17 protein-coding genes are annotated in these 17,053 nt (G+C 45.6%); 7 read left to right on the top strand and 10 right to left on the bottom strand.

The annotated features are described in order from the left end of the window. Positions 1 to 45 precede the first annotated feature (45 nt). From C2U53_RS13375 to C2U53_RS13330, 9 genes are all read right to left on the bottom strand, one after another. On the bottom strand, positions 46 to 387 hold the full coding sequence (locus C2U53_RS13375) for a TA system toxin CbtA family protein (RefSeq protein WP_104446003.1): 342 nt from the start codon (positions 385 to 387) through the stop codon (positions 46 to 48). Between the two features lie 35 nt (positions 388 to 422). Next, the gene (locus tag C2U53_RS13370) at positions 423 to 767 is read right to left on the bottom strand and encodes a type IV toxin-antitoxin system YeeU family antitoxin (protein ID WP_104446002.1); all 345 of its coding nucleotides are present in this window, start codon (positions 765 to 767) and stop codon (positions 423 to 425) included. A 23-nt stretch (positions 768 to 790) separates the two neighbouring features. Continuing rightward, complete coding sequence (locus tag C2U53_RS13365; protein WP_104446001.1) at positions 791 to 1,012, bottom strand: DUF987 family protein; 222 nt, start codon at positions 1,010 to 1,012, stop codon at positions 791 to 793. Positions 1,013 to 1,022: 10 nt separating this feature from the next. Further along, positions 1,023 to 1,496, bottom strand: a complete 474-nt coding sequence (gene radC, locus C2U53_RS13360; protein ID WP_047399355.1) for a DNA repair protein RadC — start codon at positions 1,494 to 1,496, stop codon at positions 1,023 to 1,025. A gap of 70 nt (positions 1,497 to 1,566) precedes the next feature. Beyond that, entirely contained in the window at positions 1,567 to 2,388 is an 822-nt protein-coding gene (locus C2U53_RS13355; RefSeq protein WP_104446000.1) for a DUF932 domain-containing protein, read from the bottom strand. 68 nt (positions 2,389 to 2,456) lie between these two features. Next, a complete protein-coding gene (locus tag C2U53_RS13350) occupies positions 2,457 to 2,912 on the bottom strand; it encodes a hypothetical protein (RefSeq protein ID WP_104445999.1) in 456 nt (151 codons plus the stop codon). 231 nt (positions 2,913 to 3,143) lie between these two features. Then, on the bottom strand, positions 3,144 to 3,947 hold the full coding sequence (locus C2U53_RS13340; RefSeq protein WP_104445998.1) for a hypothetical protein: 804 nt from the start codon (positions 3,945 to 3,947) through the stop codon (positions 3,144 to 3,146). Between the two features lie 19 nt (positions 3,948 to 3,966). Continuing rightward, positions 3,967 to 4,401, bottom strand: a complete 435-nt coding sequence (locus C2U53_RS13335; protein ID WP_104445997.1) for a hypothetical protein — start codon at positions 4,399 to 4,401, stop codon at positions 3,967 to 3,969. Between the two features lie 308 nt (positions 4,402 to 4,709). After that, the gene (locus tag C2U53_RS13330) at positions 4,710 to 6,011 is read right to left on the bottom strand and encodes a hypothetical protein (RefSeq protein WP_104445996.1); all 1,302 of its coding nucleotides are present in this window, start codon (positions 6,009 to 6,011) and stop codon (positions 4,710 to 4,712) included. A 385-nt stretch (positions 6,012 to 6,396) separates the two neighbouring features. On the opposite strand from C2U53_RS13330, the gene C2U53_RS13325 reads away from it, so the two are divergent. The 3 genes from C2U53_RS13325 to C2U53_RS13315 all read left to right on the top strand — a co-directional run bounded on the left by C2U53_RS13325 (position 6,397) and on the right by C2U53_RS13315 (position 8,375). After that, complete coding sequence (locus C2U53_RS13325; protein ID WP_104445995.1) at positions 6,397 to 6,603, top strand: AlpA family transcriptional regulator; 207 nt, start codon at positions 6,397 to 6,399, stop codon at positions 6,601 to 6,603. 249 nt (positions 6,604 to 6,852) lie between these two features. Continuing rightward, positions 6,853 to 7,896, top strand: coding sequence for an inovirus-type Gp2 protein (locus C2U53_RS13320; protein ID WP_104446888.1), 1,044 nt, complete (start codon positions 6,853 to 6,855; stop codon positions 7,894 to 7,896). 68 nt (positions 7,897 to 7,964) lie between these two features. Then, positions 7,965 to 8,375 carry a hypothetical protein gene (locus tag C2U53_RS13315; protein WP_104445994.1) on the top strand — a complete coding sequence of 137 codons (411 nt, stop codon included), beginning with the start codon at positions 7,965 to 7,967 and terminating at the stop codon, positions 8,373 to 8,375. Positions 8,376 to 8,424: 49 nt separating this feature from the next. On the opposite strand, the gene C2U53_RS13310 is transcribed toward C2U53_RS13315, so the two are convergent. After that, positions 8,425 to 9,402, bottom strand: coding sequence for a toll/interleukin-1 receptor domain-containing protein (locus C2U53_RS13310; RefSeq protein WP_104445993.1), 978 nt, complete (start codon positions 9,400 to 9,402; stop codon positions 8,425 to 8,427). A 214-nt stretch (positions 9,403 to 9,616) separates the two neighbouring features. On the opposite strand from C2U53_RS13310, the gene C2U53_RS13305 reads away from it, so the two are divergent. The 4 genes from C2U53_RS13305 to C2U53_RS13290 are packed head-to-tail and all read left to right on the top strand — an operon-like array spanning position 9,617 to position 17,019. Beyond that, positions 9,617 to 11,323, top strand: a complete 1,707-nt coding sequence (locus tag C2U53_RS13305) for a type I restriction-modification system subunit M (RefSeq protein ID WP_104445992.1) — start codon at positions 9,617 to 9,619, stop codon at positions 11,321 to 11,323. Beyond that, positions 11,313 to 12,683 (top strand): restriction endonuclease subunit S, encoded by a 1,371-nt coding sequence (locus tag C2U53_RS13300; RefSeq protein WP_104445991.1) that lies wholly within the window; start codon positions 11,313 to 11,315, stop codon positions 12,681 to 12,683. Before C2U53_RS13305 ends, C2U53_RS13300 begins: the two co-directional genes overlap by 11 nt. Then, the gene (locus C2U53_RS13295) at positions 12,676 to 13,869 is read left to right on the top strand and encodes a DUF4268 domain-containing protein (RefSeq protein WP_104445990.1); all 1,194 of its coding nucleotides are present in this window, start codon (positions 12,676 to 12,678) and stop codon (positions 13,867 to 13,869) included. Before C2U53_RS13300 ends, C2U53_RS13295 begins: the two co-directional genes overlap by 8 nt. Before the next feature lie 15 nt (positions 13,870 to 13,884). Continuing rightward, positions 13,885 to 17,019: a type I restriction endonuclease subunit R gene (locus tag C2U53_RS13290; protein ID WP_104445989.1), complete on the top strand. Its 3,135-nt coding sequence runs from the start codon at positions 13,885 to 13,887 to the stop codon at positions 17,017 to 17,019. The last annotated feature ends 34 nt before the right edge of the window (positions 17,020 to 17,053 follow it).

The following is a 17,053-nucleotide window of genomic DNA, read 5'->3' as shown; positions in this document are numbered from 1 at the left end:
GGAAGACAGATCGGGAATGTAATTCGGGAAGGAGGCTCGCAAGATTCAGCGTGTCGAAAGATTATGGCCTTGTCGTAACAACCCCATTGCCTGTCGCGCCCGCAAAATGTCTACAGCCCGCAGATAAGGCGATTGTTCCTGCCAGCTAAATCCCCTGCGATCGATGCGCACGAGTTCGTACTTTTCCACCAGAAAGTTAACGGCATCGGCTAGTGTGATACCGGCGTTGATATGTTCCTGAATAATACTTTCATCATTGAATGGAGTATCGCTAAGGGTCAGGCCATAGTGCTGCTCAAGTAGACGGGCAAGTAACATCTGCCAGACGGCCACAGGCGACGGGCATGGCTTCGCCGCCCGCTGAGTTGTTGCAGGAAAGGTTTTCATGATGTTGTTCTCGTAGAAGTGGAAGCTAAAATTGATCAGTGTTGAGTGGGGTAAATGGCGACATAGACGTAGCCACAAGAACCAAGCGTATCGGCTTCACAGGTTAATCTTTTCGCATACAACGTGATGCAGTGCTGGTGCCGGGGATTAAGTTCTCCGCTGGTGAGCATGAGCTCCATTTGCTTCATCAACAAGGGGAAAGCCTGGTTGAGATGGCGTAAATCAGCTTTGCTGAACTGACCAATTATGCTGGCCCGATCGGCGAGGTAATGCAGGCGGTTGCCTTCCTGCACCAGACGGGCCCCGAAATGTGGTGTGATGTCGCATTTCAGTCCCCATCGCAGCGTATCCACTACTTCATTGGCTGTGTCTTTTTTCATGTTTGTGTTCCTTTTCCTGACGGTTAATTGAGGCTGACACAGCGCAGGATGATATGAGGCCCCTGACGGTCCTGTCGGCGCTCAGCAAAAACTGCCAGCACACCGCGAATATCCTGCACTTCCCGACCGTAGTAATGGCAGACGCTGCCGGACCAGTGATATTTGCCCGTACAGAAGCGAGACAACCGGGATTCAGAATGCTGGCGGTATATCGCCATTGCCTGACGTTTGCTTATGATATTCATCAATATTCTCCTACAGCCAGCCTCTTTCCGCGAACGACAACGCATCACCATCACCGATGATGAAATGATCCAGCACCCGGATATCCACCAGAGTCAGTGCATTCACTATCCGGGAAGTAATCGTTCGGTCTGCTTTACTGGCATCCGTTATTCCCGATGGATGGTTATGAGCGAGGATCACCGCTGCCGCGTTGTGCCGTAGTGCAGATTTCACAATTTCACGGGGATGGACTTCGGTGTGGTTAATCGTGCCAAGGAATAGCGTTTCATGTTCCAGCAGACGATGTTGGTTATCGAGATAGAGCACGACAAAAACCTCACGTTCCTGCCGTCCCAGGTGCAGTTGCAGCCAGCTTTTCGTACAACTCGTGTCAAGGAACTGCTCGCCAGGCTGGCGCTGGTATTTCTCCAGCAGTCGCATAGCGCGACGGATAATACGTTGCTCATTGACTGGAAAAGCCGGAGGTAATATCAGTTCAGACATGGAAACTCCTTAAAATAAAAAGCCCCATAGCAGCAAGCTACAGGGCTATAAACAGAGATGAGTATGTGATTCATGAGGCGAGTTGCAGCATGTTCTCTGCCATCACCCACAAGGCTCGATTAAGCTTCACATCGCCATCGATCCCCTTAATAGCGCGGGTATGTGTGCGTCCTCCTTTCGCATTGCGCCCGTTCAGACCACCTTTAATCAGGTTCTCCTGAATGCGCTGATAGGTTGTCCAGAGGTCACCGGACTCATCCTGCCAGCGACGGGGAGCCAGTAGCTGAGATTCCGTCACCGGCTGATGCTCTTCGCCAAAACGATACGTCAGCGCCGCCTGTGCCAGCGCCTGTTGCGCCGGGGAAGGTAATATAAGTGACTGCATGGCGTCGCGTTTTTCTTCTACCCGGTCAAATATCCCCAGCACTTCGTAGGCTCCTTCGATGACTTTCTCTACTACGTTGCCTTTATGTTGCACACGAACCTCACCAAAACTCTCACCGCAAATCAGCCCATTTTGGCAAACCGCTCTGAATAACCCCGGCAGCATCTGGTATGAGCTGGAGCCATCATGGCTGTTAAGCAGAATGATTTCCGGTACCTGTTTGCCAGTGATTTGTCCTTCTCGGCGTAGGCGCAGCATGTGTTTGGTGTGCTCACGCTTGCTCTGGTCCCGCACTCGGGTCTGGCAGGCAAAGAACGGTTGAAAGCCTTCACGCTTCAGGTTATCGAGTAAAGTGATGGTTGGAATGTAGGTGTAGCGATCGCTACGGGATTCATGCTTTTCTTCACTGAAGACGCTGGGCACATATTGGGCCAATTCGTCGCGGGTTAACGGGCGGTCACGGCGTACAAGGTTGACCGCGCCAAAGCGGCTGGCTAAACGGGTCATAGGTGCTTCCTTTAAAAATGGGCATAAAAAAGGCCACCCCGAAGGATGGCCTGGATTGAAAGGCAGAATTATTTAGGTAAAACAGAAGGGGGTATCTGCGATGCAGTTTTTTCTGAATCTGGTAACAACGGCGATGCAGATAGTTCGGCAGGACTAAGCTTTCCTGCGCGGTAAAGTTGCAGTTTCACCAGAATCGGCGCTTTTTGCGACTGAAGGTAACTCAGGCACCATTCCCGCTTCAGGACTATCCTGACCGGGGCAGGCAAAAGCTCATATGATTTGCTGAAAACAACTTCAACAAAAGCATCATCACTAAGTTTATCCTCAGCAATATTCAACAGACCATTGATGACAATATTTTCCAGCAACAGCCTGTATTTGTCAGAACCAATTACCGAGGGTTTAATCGTGTTTTCCGGTAAGTGTTCAGAAGATGTATCATGATTTTCTGCAGGTACTTTTCTGCGTGGGAAATTCAGCTTTTCTTTAAGGCTACGAAGTTTTCCTGTGCTATTTTCAGACATCGTATTTTTATCCTGTGATCTCCGCGTCTTGCCATCAGGCAAGTACGGCGAGTTTTTTTATCGTTTTTATCAGGCTAAAGGTGGTCAAACCTGCACCCAGAGCCCTGACCGTGACCGAATGGCTTCGCATCAACGTAATCCCCGTTACGCACAGGACAAGTTGCCACGTACAATCAGGCCATGGGAGCATGTTCGTAACCACTTCGCTTTGACTATGCACGGAACACTCCTCTACTTATAGCCATTAGGGAGCCATTGGCCCTGTTTGCGAATATCAGTAATAATGCCCCCCTCTTTGACAGAAATGGTACGCCAGCCGGGTTCTTTGCTGGATGCACTCCCATAGGTGTACCCGACAGTCATTGTCAGGTTTTCGCCTGAAGTTGTGGTGAGATCAGCCTCATACTTAGCTTCGGTATTTTGTTTGCGAATAAAACGCACGGTGTTGATTGCAGAACAGCGAATACTGCTTTTCGCATATTCAAAGGAATTGTTAGCCATTTGGCATCCGTCGTTTTTAATTTCATCCGTCAGGTTTGCAGAAGCATTAAAGTTCTTAGGTGCAGGGGCAAATTTAGCCATGTCGTTTCGCATAGTCGGTGGATCTGTTTGAAAAACAAGATAAACAGGACAATCTGATTTGCCTACTTCACACGCTTTTGCCACGTAATCACGTACTGGCCATCCAGCATTACCGAAATATTCCGCACCACTTTCATCTTTGCATTGTGACCAGGTAGCTTTTTTCCCCATCATAATGCCGTCTACCAGCACACAGGTGACGGCTTTTACAGGCTTACCATCCCACCGGACTGCATCAAAAGGCTGAATGCCTGTATGGTTCACGTCAAGCGTGTAGGCCTGTGGATTCCTGGCTAGTCGATCATTCGCCTGTTTTAGCTGGCTACTGCCTTCTTGGGTCAGGAAAAATGTATAACGTTCGGGATGTATATCTCCGTGAATTGTCAATGCAGAAGATATAGATGGAATAAGCAGAGCGACTGAACTGAGCGATAAAACAATTAATTTATGCATTATATTCCCCTTTGATTAATTAGTGATTAATACAGTCTTGCCATGAGGTATCGGCCAGCGCTTCATTCAGCCCTTTAGCACTGAATTTTTTAGAGATAGCTGAATTCATAGAGGTGATTTTTATTACGTCTTTTTCACTTGTTGCTTTTAGTGCAGTAAAGGCCGTTTCATCCAGAGAATGATTTGTACCGTTAACGCTGATGCCCGGTTCTGCAAGTCCTGTCAGGGAAGAAACGCGGTAGTCTTCTGCGGGAACGCTATAAGCAACAGCTAACTTTCCGCTTGTACAGGTTAGTGTGAGCACTTCACCTGAGTTGTTTTGGGTATTGATTTCAATCTCCATCGCACTGATGTTACCGAACCAGTTCCCCCATTGCTGGTCCTGGATAACGGCGTGTGCAGTGGTACTGAATAAAGCAGCGCTGAAAAGCAAGGTAGAGGTAGTCTTCAACATAGTTGTTCCTTTGTGAGTGTTTTATAAACGAAAAATGGTCTTCAGCTGGACAAAAGTCCATCTGATCGTATGCATTTGAGAGGGGATGAGATAATCGTTAATACAGATCGGTTTTAAGAAATCGATCGGCATTATCTATGGCGATACCGATCAATAATTAGAAATCAATAGAATTAATCTATCATTTATTTGATATCGATCGGCACAACAGATCGGTGTATTGAGGCACAACAGCATACTTAGCTGTTGTGCCTCAATAAGATGATATAGGCATGAAAAATAATAGGATGCTGACAGAGAGAATATGCTTACTTGATGTTTTTCTTATCCTTGATTTTACTCGCCGTTTTCACTATTGCGTCAAAACTGTCACTTACCATGCTTATCATCTGGTATGGAAAAGTATTTTTCAGGGAGGAAGGCTGCAAATATTTAATTACTATTCCACGGGGATTTATACCTTTTGGGCTACTCCCTGGTTGAGTTGGCTTCATAACTTTAACATTCTCATTTTTATAATTTTGATATGCTTCACCTGGTTCCACAATGCTCCCTATGTCATGTTCACTGTGCAGAGGCTGTGCTAAATCAGGGTTGAATTGATGAGTATTATTCTCAGACAAGAAATCCTTATAACCGTCCAGCCCTGGTCCCGAAGTTACAGATTTTGCTACACCATTTTCTTTTTCAGTTCCGTAGCGTTTTGATAACTTATTCTTTTTAGATGCAGCTGAGAGCCTGTACTTATGTAGTCCCCATGCTTTTTTGAATCGCTGAATAAATAAATCATCTTTTACGAATTTAAAAATATATGAAAATTTTACAGCCATGTATTTCTCATAAGCACCTGAGGGTCTTAATGCGGAAAGCATGTTACTGTTAGTTTCAGATGGAACATTTAAATAATCAGAATATGTGCCATCCGGATTTTTTCTTTTACCACGCATGTTACTCCTGTCTTTTTGTATGTATTCCCAAGCCCAATCACATTTCTTTTTCTCTTTTGGAGTCAGTGGAAAGTTATTACTTAAATAATAAAGATCGTCCCATTTATTTCGAATGCAATGCATCAAATTGAGTTTGTTTCTCAGAGTGGTAGGTGCGCGATCAAAAAAATCCTCAATTGCAACCATTCGTTCTTTATTATCCACAGGATAGGGATTTATCAGTAATCTCTTATACAAAAAGTCATGTCTGGCAGCAGTGTAATCAGTATTTCTTATTTTCCCGGCAATCTCAGGAATAAGTTGTAACTCACTGTTTGAGTCATGAACCATAGTTTTTATATACAACCATAAAAAATAGCATGCATCAGGAGATTTTTTTATCCATGAAAACTCAGCAGGGGGTAATTGAAGTGATTTAAAGTAATTAAAAGATGTGGAGTAAATCCCCTTAACAACTTTGTCCTTGATCAGTAAGAGGGCTTGATTAACAGCACTTGATGCGATTTCAACATTACTTCCAAATATATCACCTTCATTATAAACGCTTTTTGACGATCCTAACGTGCTAATAAGAACCGCAATATCTTTAGCGGAGAGATACCAAAGAAACAATCTGAGATCTCTTTTGTTCTTTATATTGACATAGTGAAGTGAGCTTTCCACAAATCCTTTCCTGTAAAGCACTAGAGCTTAGTTTCTGGTCAGTATACGACTCATGATTTCAGTAGTCAAAAAAGTAGAAAAATAATAGTTAAAAATGTAGTAGTTAAACAGCGCGAATCCAGCATTATAACTGACCTTAACAAGGTGTTTCACTACTGAAAAAATCATAAAACCACACTAGTTCGCACCATCAAAGTGGTACTCAACGGATAGTGTAAAGAATGCTGGTTTGACGGCAGGTAACAGACAGGATGTATCAATTAAAAAAACAGACGTATATGCAGAAGCAACACATAGACAGAAAAATGTAAAACGATACATATGCGACCTATGACATGAAAGGATGCCGCCCGGTGTCCTCCTGTTACATTCCCGGAGTCCTCTCATGAACACCATTGATATTCACAGCGACCAGATGGTTGATATGGCATTTATTGTTCGTTTTACTGGTATGACTGATAAATGGTTTTATAAATTAATTCAGGAAGGAAAGTTCCCGAAGCCAATTAAAATGGGGCGCAGTTCTCGCTGGTTGGAAAGTGAAGTAGTCATGTGGTTTAAAGAGAAAATTAACGAATCCCGCATTGAGTAAACTTACTCTTTTATCCTAAAACAATAATCACTAACTTTATACATACCTTTTAGTCTATCAAGGCTTACGCTTCCTGGATAAATGCCTTATTTTAATTAAGGTTCTTATTTTATTGGTGTTATCATTATTCACCCATCAGACATACCACCAGTAAAGCAATAGGAATGTTCCTGTGTGTATAAGTACATTTTAATCCTTAAAGCCACAATCACTTCGATGTATTGTGGTTATATTACGAATGTGAAAAAGATGAGCGAAATAGAGGGTATCTTCCAGAACTGTGCTGAGATTCATAACGAAAAGAATTCAATAATAATATCTGTAACAGACAACAGCATTAATATTGAAAAACTCCACCACACTTATGTGTTACTGAAAAAGATAATACGTAAAAAAACCTTCCCCTTTAGCATCTTGCTTAATAACTCAGGATACAAACAAACCAGTCGAACTATTGATGTTTTGGAGGTTATGCATCTGCTTGACCAGATACCTGATATGTTCCTGCAATTTCGTAAACTTCATCCACTAATCACCCGTTTCCAGCAAACCCTAAGCCGGTACGATTTTTATTGCAGAGTTTATAACGGTGCCATCACCAGGGTTGATTCGACGAATACTGCCGTGATGCTGAATAAGCTGGTAAGTGAATATCGTGACGAGGTGAATAAATCTGCTTTTAAACAAGACCTCAGAAAATACCAAAGAAATTCAATGAAGAATCTGAAAGGGGTGATGAATTATATTCAACATCTTTTTACCCGGCATGCAAGACTGTTGGTAATACGTCTGGACCTGGCCTGGGGAAAAGCACATTCAGGCAGCATTACCCCTGAAATAGCGAAACAACAGCGTCAGCAATTGCTGCGTAACATGAAACGAAACCGAATATTCAGACACGTTTTGGGCACGGTATGGAAACTGGAATATGGGCCTGACAGAGGCTTCCATTACCACACCTTATTCTTCCTTGACGGCAATAAATCCCGCTGTGGGATCAATATCTGCGAGCAGTTTGGCAAATACTGGGTTTCGGTTATTACAGAAGGGAAAGGCACGTACTTCAACTGTAATGTCAGACCTGAACGTTATGAGAAATCTGGCGTCGGGATGGTTAAGTATGACGACATCCTGAAGCAGGAAGGGCTACAACGTGCTGTGAACTATCTAACCAAAATAGATACCTTTGCACGCCTGGCGTTACCCGGCAACGTAAGAACTTTTGGACGAAGTGAAATTAAAGCATGCAACCTAAAGGGCAGGCGTGGACGGAGACGCGCTCAGCCATCGTAACCCCTTCCTGCACTAGCGCATGATACCTGTGTTTCTCGCAGGCATTTTTCATTTTCCAGGAGTTAATTATGTATAAACCTGTCTATGTGCCTTTTGCTGTTACACAACATGGCGAAAGGGTCGAACCGAAAACGGCGACACAAGACGATTACGATACTCTGCTCTGCGAATTCTGTAGGCTGAAAATCAGCGTGGTTATTGACGAACTTACTGGTGTAAAAAGTTTTGTTCATACGCCACTGCGACTGGAGGCGACAATGCGACTTACAACATGCCCCTACAACAAAACTGCAAGCAAGTTCGGCGATGGGCAGAAAGCAGAATACGGTCCCTTACCGCCAGTAAAACCCCGCCAACCTCCCCGCAATACAACGATACAAAACTGGCAGTGTTGCTGGTGCCATCTCTGTTGGAATGGTGAAAAAGTATGTCCGCAATGTGGCGAATGGATTTATACGCTTGAAGATAATCATTTATAAAAATGGTCAAGGGGGGCGTTAAGAACTGCGGAATAACGCCCTGGCTATGCTAACGAGCGCGTTGTTTTATTGGCTCAAAAAACATATCCCATAGATGCTCAGCCATACCTTCGTTAGTGAGCAAAGTATCCCTTGAGTATCCAGCACTAAACACTCCCATTGATGGGCGAAAACCAAGGATCTGGCCGTTATTGTCAATGGTTAAAATTTCATTGTAAGCATTGCCAATTACGCCATCCTGGCTATAACCGATATCACCCATCCCCATATTTCGTCCGCTATTACGCCAGATTGCACATTGACCGACTTTGCTCCCACCCATGTAGATCGCACAAGTGAAGGCGTCTGCGTCACGCTTATGAAAATCGATATCTAATCCAGCATGGCGTTTTTTGAGTTCAGCCAGCGATCCTTCAAAATAACGGGCGACATATTCAAAACCAGCACGGCAGGCACGATCCTTATCAAGATCGGTAAAACGCTTTGGCAGCGAAAGATTGCTGGAGCGAGGAGCCCAAACGATATCCGTTGCCTGGAGCATTGGGTTCTCTGGTGCAGGGGCATAAGTACTCTGCTGTGGTTTCTTCGCTTCCATATTAGCAATAGCGCGGGAGACTGCGTTGACGACCTGAACGTAGCCTTCATCATGGCTGGCAAACTTGGTTATGGGTTTACCATCAATTGTCGCTGCCATAATGCTGCCGAACGGTAACTGATGCCAAGCACACTCTCTTAAGATCACAGGAATGACAACAGCTTCCCCCCGTTTATGCCGCTCCAACGCATTGGCCATCTCTACTTGGTAACAATAATCAGAAGCGATAAAGTCACTGCTGACCAGCAGCAGGATGATATTTGCCTGCGAAAAGTAGTGGTCTATTTGGTTCTCAAACTCTTGCCCAGGAATGATACAACGATCGTGCCATGTGGTGATCTTGCCCATGCGCTTCAGAGGCGACAGATGCTTCTCAAGCTCATTGCGCAGCGCTTCGTCTGCATGAGAATAGGAAAAAACGAGAGTGGTCATAGCGCGTAAGATGCTCCGGTAGGGAAATGGAAAATACCGTTATTTTGCGCCGATAAGTGTAAAAGAGTAATCCCCCTTTGCCACAAGGTATTGATGCGGAAATCAGCCCTTCATCTTGGTATCGCTCTGACGTCAGGGTATGATCTCTGGCAATTTCCCCGATTTTACACAACCTGGACATCGAACCAGGCATAAATGATTTTTTGAGGTTTTGATGGACAACGCTGAACAGCAATTTCTGAACGATCTGGATACTAAGTTCTGGAAAGCCGCAGACAAGCTACGCGCCAATATGGACGCAGCCAACTACAAGCATGTGGTACTGGGGCTTATCTTTCTGAAGTATGTTTCAGATGCCTTTGACGCCCGTCAGAAGGAACTGAAAGGACTGTTTGAAGACAAGTCCAACCCGGACAACATTTACGCGCTGTCTCGTGACGATTACGACACGGAAGAGGCGTACCAGCAGGCGATCGCAGAAGAACTGGAAGTCCAGGACTATTACACCGAGAAAAACGTCTTCTGGGTGCCAAAGCTGGCTCGCTGGGAAACGCTTAAAACCAATGCTGCTCTGCCTGTAGGGACGGTTCTGGGGAAAGACGATAGCGGCAAAGATATCGTTATGACGTCAGTATCGAAGCTGATTGATATTGCTCTGGATACTATCGAAAACAGCAACCCGAAACTGAAAAACATCCTTAACCGTATCGGCCACTATCAGCTTGGCAATGACCTGTTAATCAGCCTGATTAACGTTTTCTCCGATACCCGCTTCAACGAGCCTGAATACAATGGCGTTAAGCTCAATTTGAAGAGCAAAGATATCCTCGGCCACGTTTACGAATATTTCCTTGGTCAGTTCGCACTGGCGGAAGGTAAACAGGGCGGTCAGTACTACACGCCAAAAAGTATTGTCACGCTGATTGTTGAAATGCTCCAGCCCTACAATGGCCGCGTGTATGACCCGGCGATGGGGTCTGGTGGGTTCTTTGTTTCCAGCGATCGCTTTATCGAAGCACACGCTGATGAAAAGCATTACAACGCCGCCGAGCAAAAGCGCAATATCTCCGTTTATGGACAGGAATCCAACCCGACTACCTGGCGTCTGGCTGCGATGAATATGGTGATTCGCGGTATTGATTTTAACTTCGGTAAACAGAACGCCGATACGTTCCTGAACGACCAGCACCCGGATCTGCGTGCTGATTTTGTTATGGCTAACCCACCGTTCAATATGAAAGAGTGGTGGAATGCGAAGCTGGAAGATGACGTGCGCTGGCAGTACGGTACACCACCGCAGGGTAACGCCAACTTTGCTTGGATGCAGCACATGATCCACCACCTGGCACCGAAAGGTTCGATGGCGTTGTTGTTGGCAAATGGTTCGATGAGCTCTAACAGTAATACAGAAGGTGAGATACGCCGTCAGATTATCGAAGCTGATTTGGTTGAATGTATGGTTGCTTTGCCGGGTCAACTCTTCACTAACACGCAGATCCCCGCTTGTATCTGGTTGTTGACGAAAGATAAATCTGGAGGTCATGGCAAAGCGCATCGTAAGGGTGAAGTCCTGTTTATTGATGCCCGACAGATTGGGTTTATGAAAGATCGCGTATTACGTGATTTCTCAACGGATGATATCAAAAAGATTGCCAATACTTTCCATGCCTGGCAGACGGATAAAGATTATGAAGATGAGGCCGGTTTCTGTTTTGCAGCCACACTGGACGATATAAAGAAAAACGATTTTGTACTGACGCCTGGGCGATATGTCGGTGCTTCCGAGCAGGAAGAAGAAGATGAGCCGTTTGCGGAGAAAATGACGCGACTGACGGCGCAGCTAAAAGAACAGTTTGAAAGCAGTGTGAAACTTGAAACGCAGATTAAGGCAAACCTTAAGGGACTTGGTTATGAATGCTAATTGGGAGATAAAAAAACTTGGAGACATAATAACATTACAGAGGGGGCATGATCTTCCTTCTCAGATTCGAACACATGGTCAAATACCAATTATGGGATCCTCAGGGGTCACTGGTTATCATAATCAATTCAAAGCGAAAGGCCCCGGAGTAATTATCGGACGCAGCGGTAATTCCATGGGGCAGGTTTCTTATGTCTCAGAAAATTACTGGCCTTTGAATACTTGTCTTTATGTTACTGATTTCAAGGGTAACTGCCCAGAGTTTATTTATTACTTTCTTAAACAAATAAATTTTGAACAGTTTAATTCTGGAAGCGCCCAGAAATCTTTGAATAGAAATGCTGTTTACCCTTTCGAAGTTAAATTCCCTACTTCCTACAAAACTCAGTCAGAAATTGCATCAATTCTCTTTGCTTTAGAGAATAAAATAAATTTAAATCAAGATATTAACCAAACCCTCGAACAAATGGCACAAGCCCTGTTCAAAAATTGGTTTGTTGATTTTGAACCAGTAAAAGCTAAAATTGCGATACTGGAAGCGGGTGGTTCGCAGGAAGAGGCAATGCTTGCTGCTATGGCAGCAATCTCTGGAAAAGATGCTGATTCTTTGGCTATTTTTGAGCAAGAGCATCCTGAGAAATATGCTGAACTTAGAGATACAGCGGAGTTGTTCCCATCGGTAATGCAGGAAAGTGAATTAGGGATAATTCCTGAACAATGGAATGTTGAGAGCATCAAGTCATTAACTTTGATACTTTCCAAAGGAACAACCCCAGCCAAAAAAGATATCATCCTAGATGAACCTCAAGTAATAAATTTCTTAAAGGTTAAGGATATAAGTAACAATGGAGAAATTAATTCATCCGGACTAGATAAGGTTTCAAAGAGAGTTCATGAAAATTTATTGAAACGCTCTATATTAAAAGAAAATGATATACTTTTCTCAATAGCCGGAACTATTGGAAGAGTGAGTGTTGTAACCGCAGACATACTTGATTGTAACTGCAATCAGGCCATTGCATTTGTTAGGTTAGAACAGCCTTCATCACATTTACATTTAGTTCGAATGAATTTATTATCTTCACGAATTCAACAAGAAGTCGAATCCAAGCTAGTGCAGGGTGTTCAGGCTAATCTAAGTTTGACATCATTGGGTAATTTGAAAATTATTCTACCATCAAATGATATACTGAATGTTTTTGATGGAGTTATCGCGCCGATTTGGGAAGAGCAACTTTCAATTAATAGACAAAGTAATTACTTATCTCAACTCCGTGACACTCTACTCCCCAAACTCCTCTCCGGTGAAATTACGTTACCGGAAGCCGAGGAAATAGCCAAGGAAGCTGACTATGTTTAAAGTCGATCAGCCCAGCAATAGCCTGCAACCGCTTCAGGAAACCACCTTCACTAACGCGGGTTTCACCGAACGCTACCACTTACAGGAATGGTTGGCGAAGCATCCGCAGGCATTGACCCGCAGCAGCGATGATGAATTACTTATTATTCAGAAAGAGTTTGCCGGGTTTGACGACACCAAAGAGCGACTCGATCTGCTGGCGATCGACAAAGACGGTAATCTGGTGATCATCGAGAACAAGCTCGACGATTCCGGGCGCGATGTCGTCTGGCAGGCACTTAAATATGCGGGTTACTGCGCCAATTTGCGCAAAGAACATATCGTTGAGATCTTCCAGCGTTACCTCGATCAGAACGATCCAGAAGAAACCCGCCCAGCCTCTGATGTGCTGGCAGAATTCCTCGAACATGAAAGCCTGGATGAAGTGCAAATTAACCAAAGCCGTTCCCAGCGCGTGATGATGGTTGCGGCAAATTTCCGCAAGGAAGTTACCAATACTGCGCTCTGGCTGATGCAGTTCAATATCCGTATCCAGTGCTTTAAGGTCACGCCTTACCGTTATGGAAATGATGTATTCATCGATATCCGCCAGGTTATTCCCACACCGGAAGCCGAATCCTACATGATCGGTATGGCGCAAAAAGAAGCGGAAGAACAGTCAACCAGCGGTGAGCTGAAACAGAGCCAACGCCTGCGCAAGGCTTTCTGGACTCAGATGCTGGAGAAATTTCATGCCAGCGACTGTACGCTGTATAACAACATCAGCCCGTCTATGGATCACTGGTTATGTGCAGGCTCCGGCATAAGTGGTATGCCGTATAGCCTAATATTCAGCAAGAAGGAAATCCGCGTAGAATTATGGATTTCGCGAGCATCGGCAGACATCAACACCATGGCGTTGAACTGGCTTGAACAACACCGCACATCTGTCGAAGAGGTATTCGGCAACCCACTGGAGTGGCTCTCGCTACCTGGTAAAAAAGCCTGTCGTATTCAATACCGCCAAAAAATAGATGGTTTCCAGCAGGAAAATTGGCCGCAAATGATCGACTGGCTGGTGGAACATATGACCCGTTTTGAGAATGCGCTTTCGCCGTATCTGCCACAGCTTAACCAGTTGATCAAACAGACCTTTAACGGGCATGATGAAGCTGAAATTACCACTGAAGAAGCCGAACACGTATAACACAGGACGTTACCGATGCTAACTGAAGACGACTTAGAACAGCTTTGCCTGGGCTGGTTTGCAGAACAAGGTTGGGAAATTCATCACGGGCCGGATATTGCCCCTGATGGCAGTAATCCGCAACGCGCCAGCTATCATGATGTGTTCCTCACGCCCGTGTTGACCTCCTGCCTGCAAAAAATCAACCCGCACCTGCCTACTGACGTCTTCGAACAGGTCATCTCCCGTATTACTCGCGCTGAAAGCCCGGATCTGATTGCCAGTAACAAAGCCTTTCATCACTGGTTGCTGGAAGGAGTTCCGGTACAGTACCGTCGCGACGAAGAACTTATCCACGACCACGCGCTGCTGGTGGATTTTAGCCAGCCACAAAACAACCGTTTTATGGTGGTCAATCAAATGACTATCAGCGGAACGAAACAGCCTCGTCGCCCGGATATCATCTGCTTTATTAACGGAATACCGCTGGCTGTTGTGGAACTAAAAAGCCCTATCGATGACAAGGTAGATATCTGGGATGCGTACCACCAGTTACAGACCTATAAAGACGAAATATGTGACCTGTTTATCAGCAATGAAGCGTTGATTGTCAGTGATGGTTATCTGGCGCGAGTGGGTTCCATGACCGCCACGGAAGAACGTTTTATGCCGTGGAAAACCATCAGTAATGAAAATGATAAGCCGTTGCTGGAATGGCAACTGGAAACTATGGTACGGGGTTTCTTCAACCGGGAATTGCTGCTCGACTATATCCGCTATTTCGTTCTGTTTGAAAATAACGACGAAAGGCTAATTAAGAAAATAGCTGGTTATCACCAGTTCCACGCGGTGCGTGAGGCCGTGCAGGCGACGATTGTCGCTTCTACCGGTAAGCAACTGGCCCTGCACAGCAACATTCAGCCAGGCAGTAAGAAAGCAGGCGTGGTCTGGCATACGCAGGGGTCCGGTAAAAGCATCTCCATGTGTTGCTATGTCGGCAAACTGCTGCAACAGCCGGAGATGGGCAACCCGACGATTGTGGTTGTGACCGATCGTAACGATCTGGACGGCCAGCTTTACGGTACATTCTGCCAGGCACAGGAGCTGCTCAAGCAAATGCCTGTACAGGCAGATGACCGTGAAACATTGCGTGATCTGCTTGCAACTCGCGATGCTGGCGGCATTATCTTTACCACCGTGCAGAAGTTCTCCCCGGAAGAAGGGGAAAACGCCCATCCGATTCTCAACGGACGCAGCAATATCGTTGTTATTTCCGATGAAGCACACCGCAGCCAGTACGGCATGAAAGCCAACCTGGACCGTAAAACCGGAGTCTATAAATACGGTTACGCCAAACATATGCGCGATGCGCTGCCTAACGCCTCGTTTCTGGGATTCACCGGAACACCGGTTTCGGCAGAGGATCGCGATACCCGCGCTGTATTTGGTGATTACGTCTCAATTTACGATATTCAGGATGCGGTGGACGATGGAGCAACGGTGCCTATTCACTACGAATCCCGGCTGGCGAAACTCGATCTCAATCATGAAGAACTGGCGGCGCTCTCCGATCAAGTTGATGAGCTGATTGAAGATGATGAGCTGGACCTGCGTGAAAAAACCAAAGGTGAATGGAGCCGTCTGGAGAAACTGGTTGGTGCAAAACCACGGCTTCAACAGGTTGCCGCCGATCTGATCACTCATTTTGAGAAGCGCAATACCGTAATGGACGGCAAGGCGATGATTGTCGCGATGAGCCGAGAAATCTGCGTCCATCTTTACGATGAAATTATCGCGCTACGCCCGGAGTGGCACAATGACGATCCTGAAAAAGGACAAATCAAAATCGTGATGACCGGTACAGCGTCCGATAAGGCAATGCTGCAACCGCATATCTACAACAAGCGAACTAAAAAGCGGCTAGAGTCACGCTTCAAGAATGTGAACGATCCGCTGAAGCTGGTGATTGTGCGCGATATGTGGCTGACTGGCTTCGACGCCCCCTGCTGTCACACTATGTATATCGACAAGCCAATGCGCGGACATAACCTGATGCAGGCCATTGCCCGCGTCAACCGGGTATTTAAAGATAAACCCGGCGGTCTGGTGGTTGATTACATTGGAATCGCCAATGAACTGAAATTGGCGCTGAAAACCTATACCGATGCAAATGGTAAAGGCGATGCGACCATCAACGCTGAAGAAGCGCTGGCAATCATGCTGGAAAAGCTGGACATCATCCACGGTATGTTTGCCAAAACAGCAACGTCAGCGGGTTTTGACTACACCGGCTTTGAAGCTCACGCACAAAAGCTGTTGGTGCCTGTTGCAAACTACGTGCTCGGCCTTGAGGACGGTAAGAAGCGTTTTGTTGATAACGTACTGGCAATTACTAAAGCCTGGTCGCTTTGCTGTACACTGGATGCGGCTCAGCCTTATAAGCTGGAGATTGCTTTCTTGTCTGCAGTGAAGGCCGCTATCAGTAAATTCACCAGCGTGGACAAAAAAATAAGCCAGGCCGAGAAGAATTCTGCGCTGAAACAGATTCTGGATAATGCCGTTATTGCTAACGGCGTGGATGATATTTTCACGTTGGCCGGGCTGGATAAGCCCAATATTGGCTTACTTTCTGATGAGTTTTTGCAGGAAGTCCACGATATGCCATATCGCAACCTAGCGGTAGAGTTGCTGGAAAAACTGATTAATGATGGTATCCAGTCCCGCACTAAAAATAACGTAGTGCAGGAGAAGAAGTATTCTGAACGTCTTCAGGCCGTGCTGATTAAATACAACAACCGGGCTATTGAGACGGCGCAGGTGATTGAAGAGCTTATCCAGATGGCGAAGGACTTTCAGTCCGCAATGGCGCGTGATGATGCACTTGGCCTGAATCCTGACGAGATCGCCTTCTACGACGCACTTGCAGAAAATGAAAGCGCCGTCCGGGAGTTAGGGGATGAAGTACTTAAGAAACTGGCGATAGAAGTGACGCTGAAGCTGCGCCAATCCACTACCGTTGACTGGCAGGTACGGGAAAGCGTTCGTGCAAGGTTGCGTATCTTGGTTCGCCAGACTCTGCGTCGGTATAAGTATCCGCCAGATAAAACGCCGGGTGCGGTGGAGTTAATTTTGAAACAAGCGGAAGTTATTTCGAATCATTGGACGATGTAACAAGTTTAAATTTCTGTCAGGAGCATGTTATAAG

Source organism: Citrobacter sp. CFNIH10 (genome assembly GCF_002934585.1).
Lineage (GTDB): Bacteria > Pseudomonadota > Gammaproteobacteria > Enterobacterales > Enterobacteriaceae > Citrobacter_A > Citrobacter_A amalonaticus.
The sequence above is the reverse complement of the archived record's forward strand: the minus strand, read 5'-3'. Positions and strand labels throughout refer to the sequence as shown.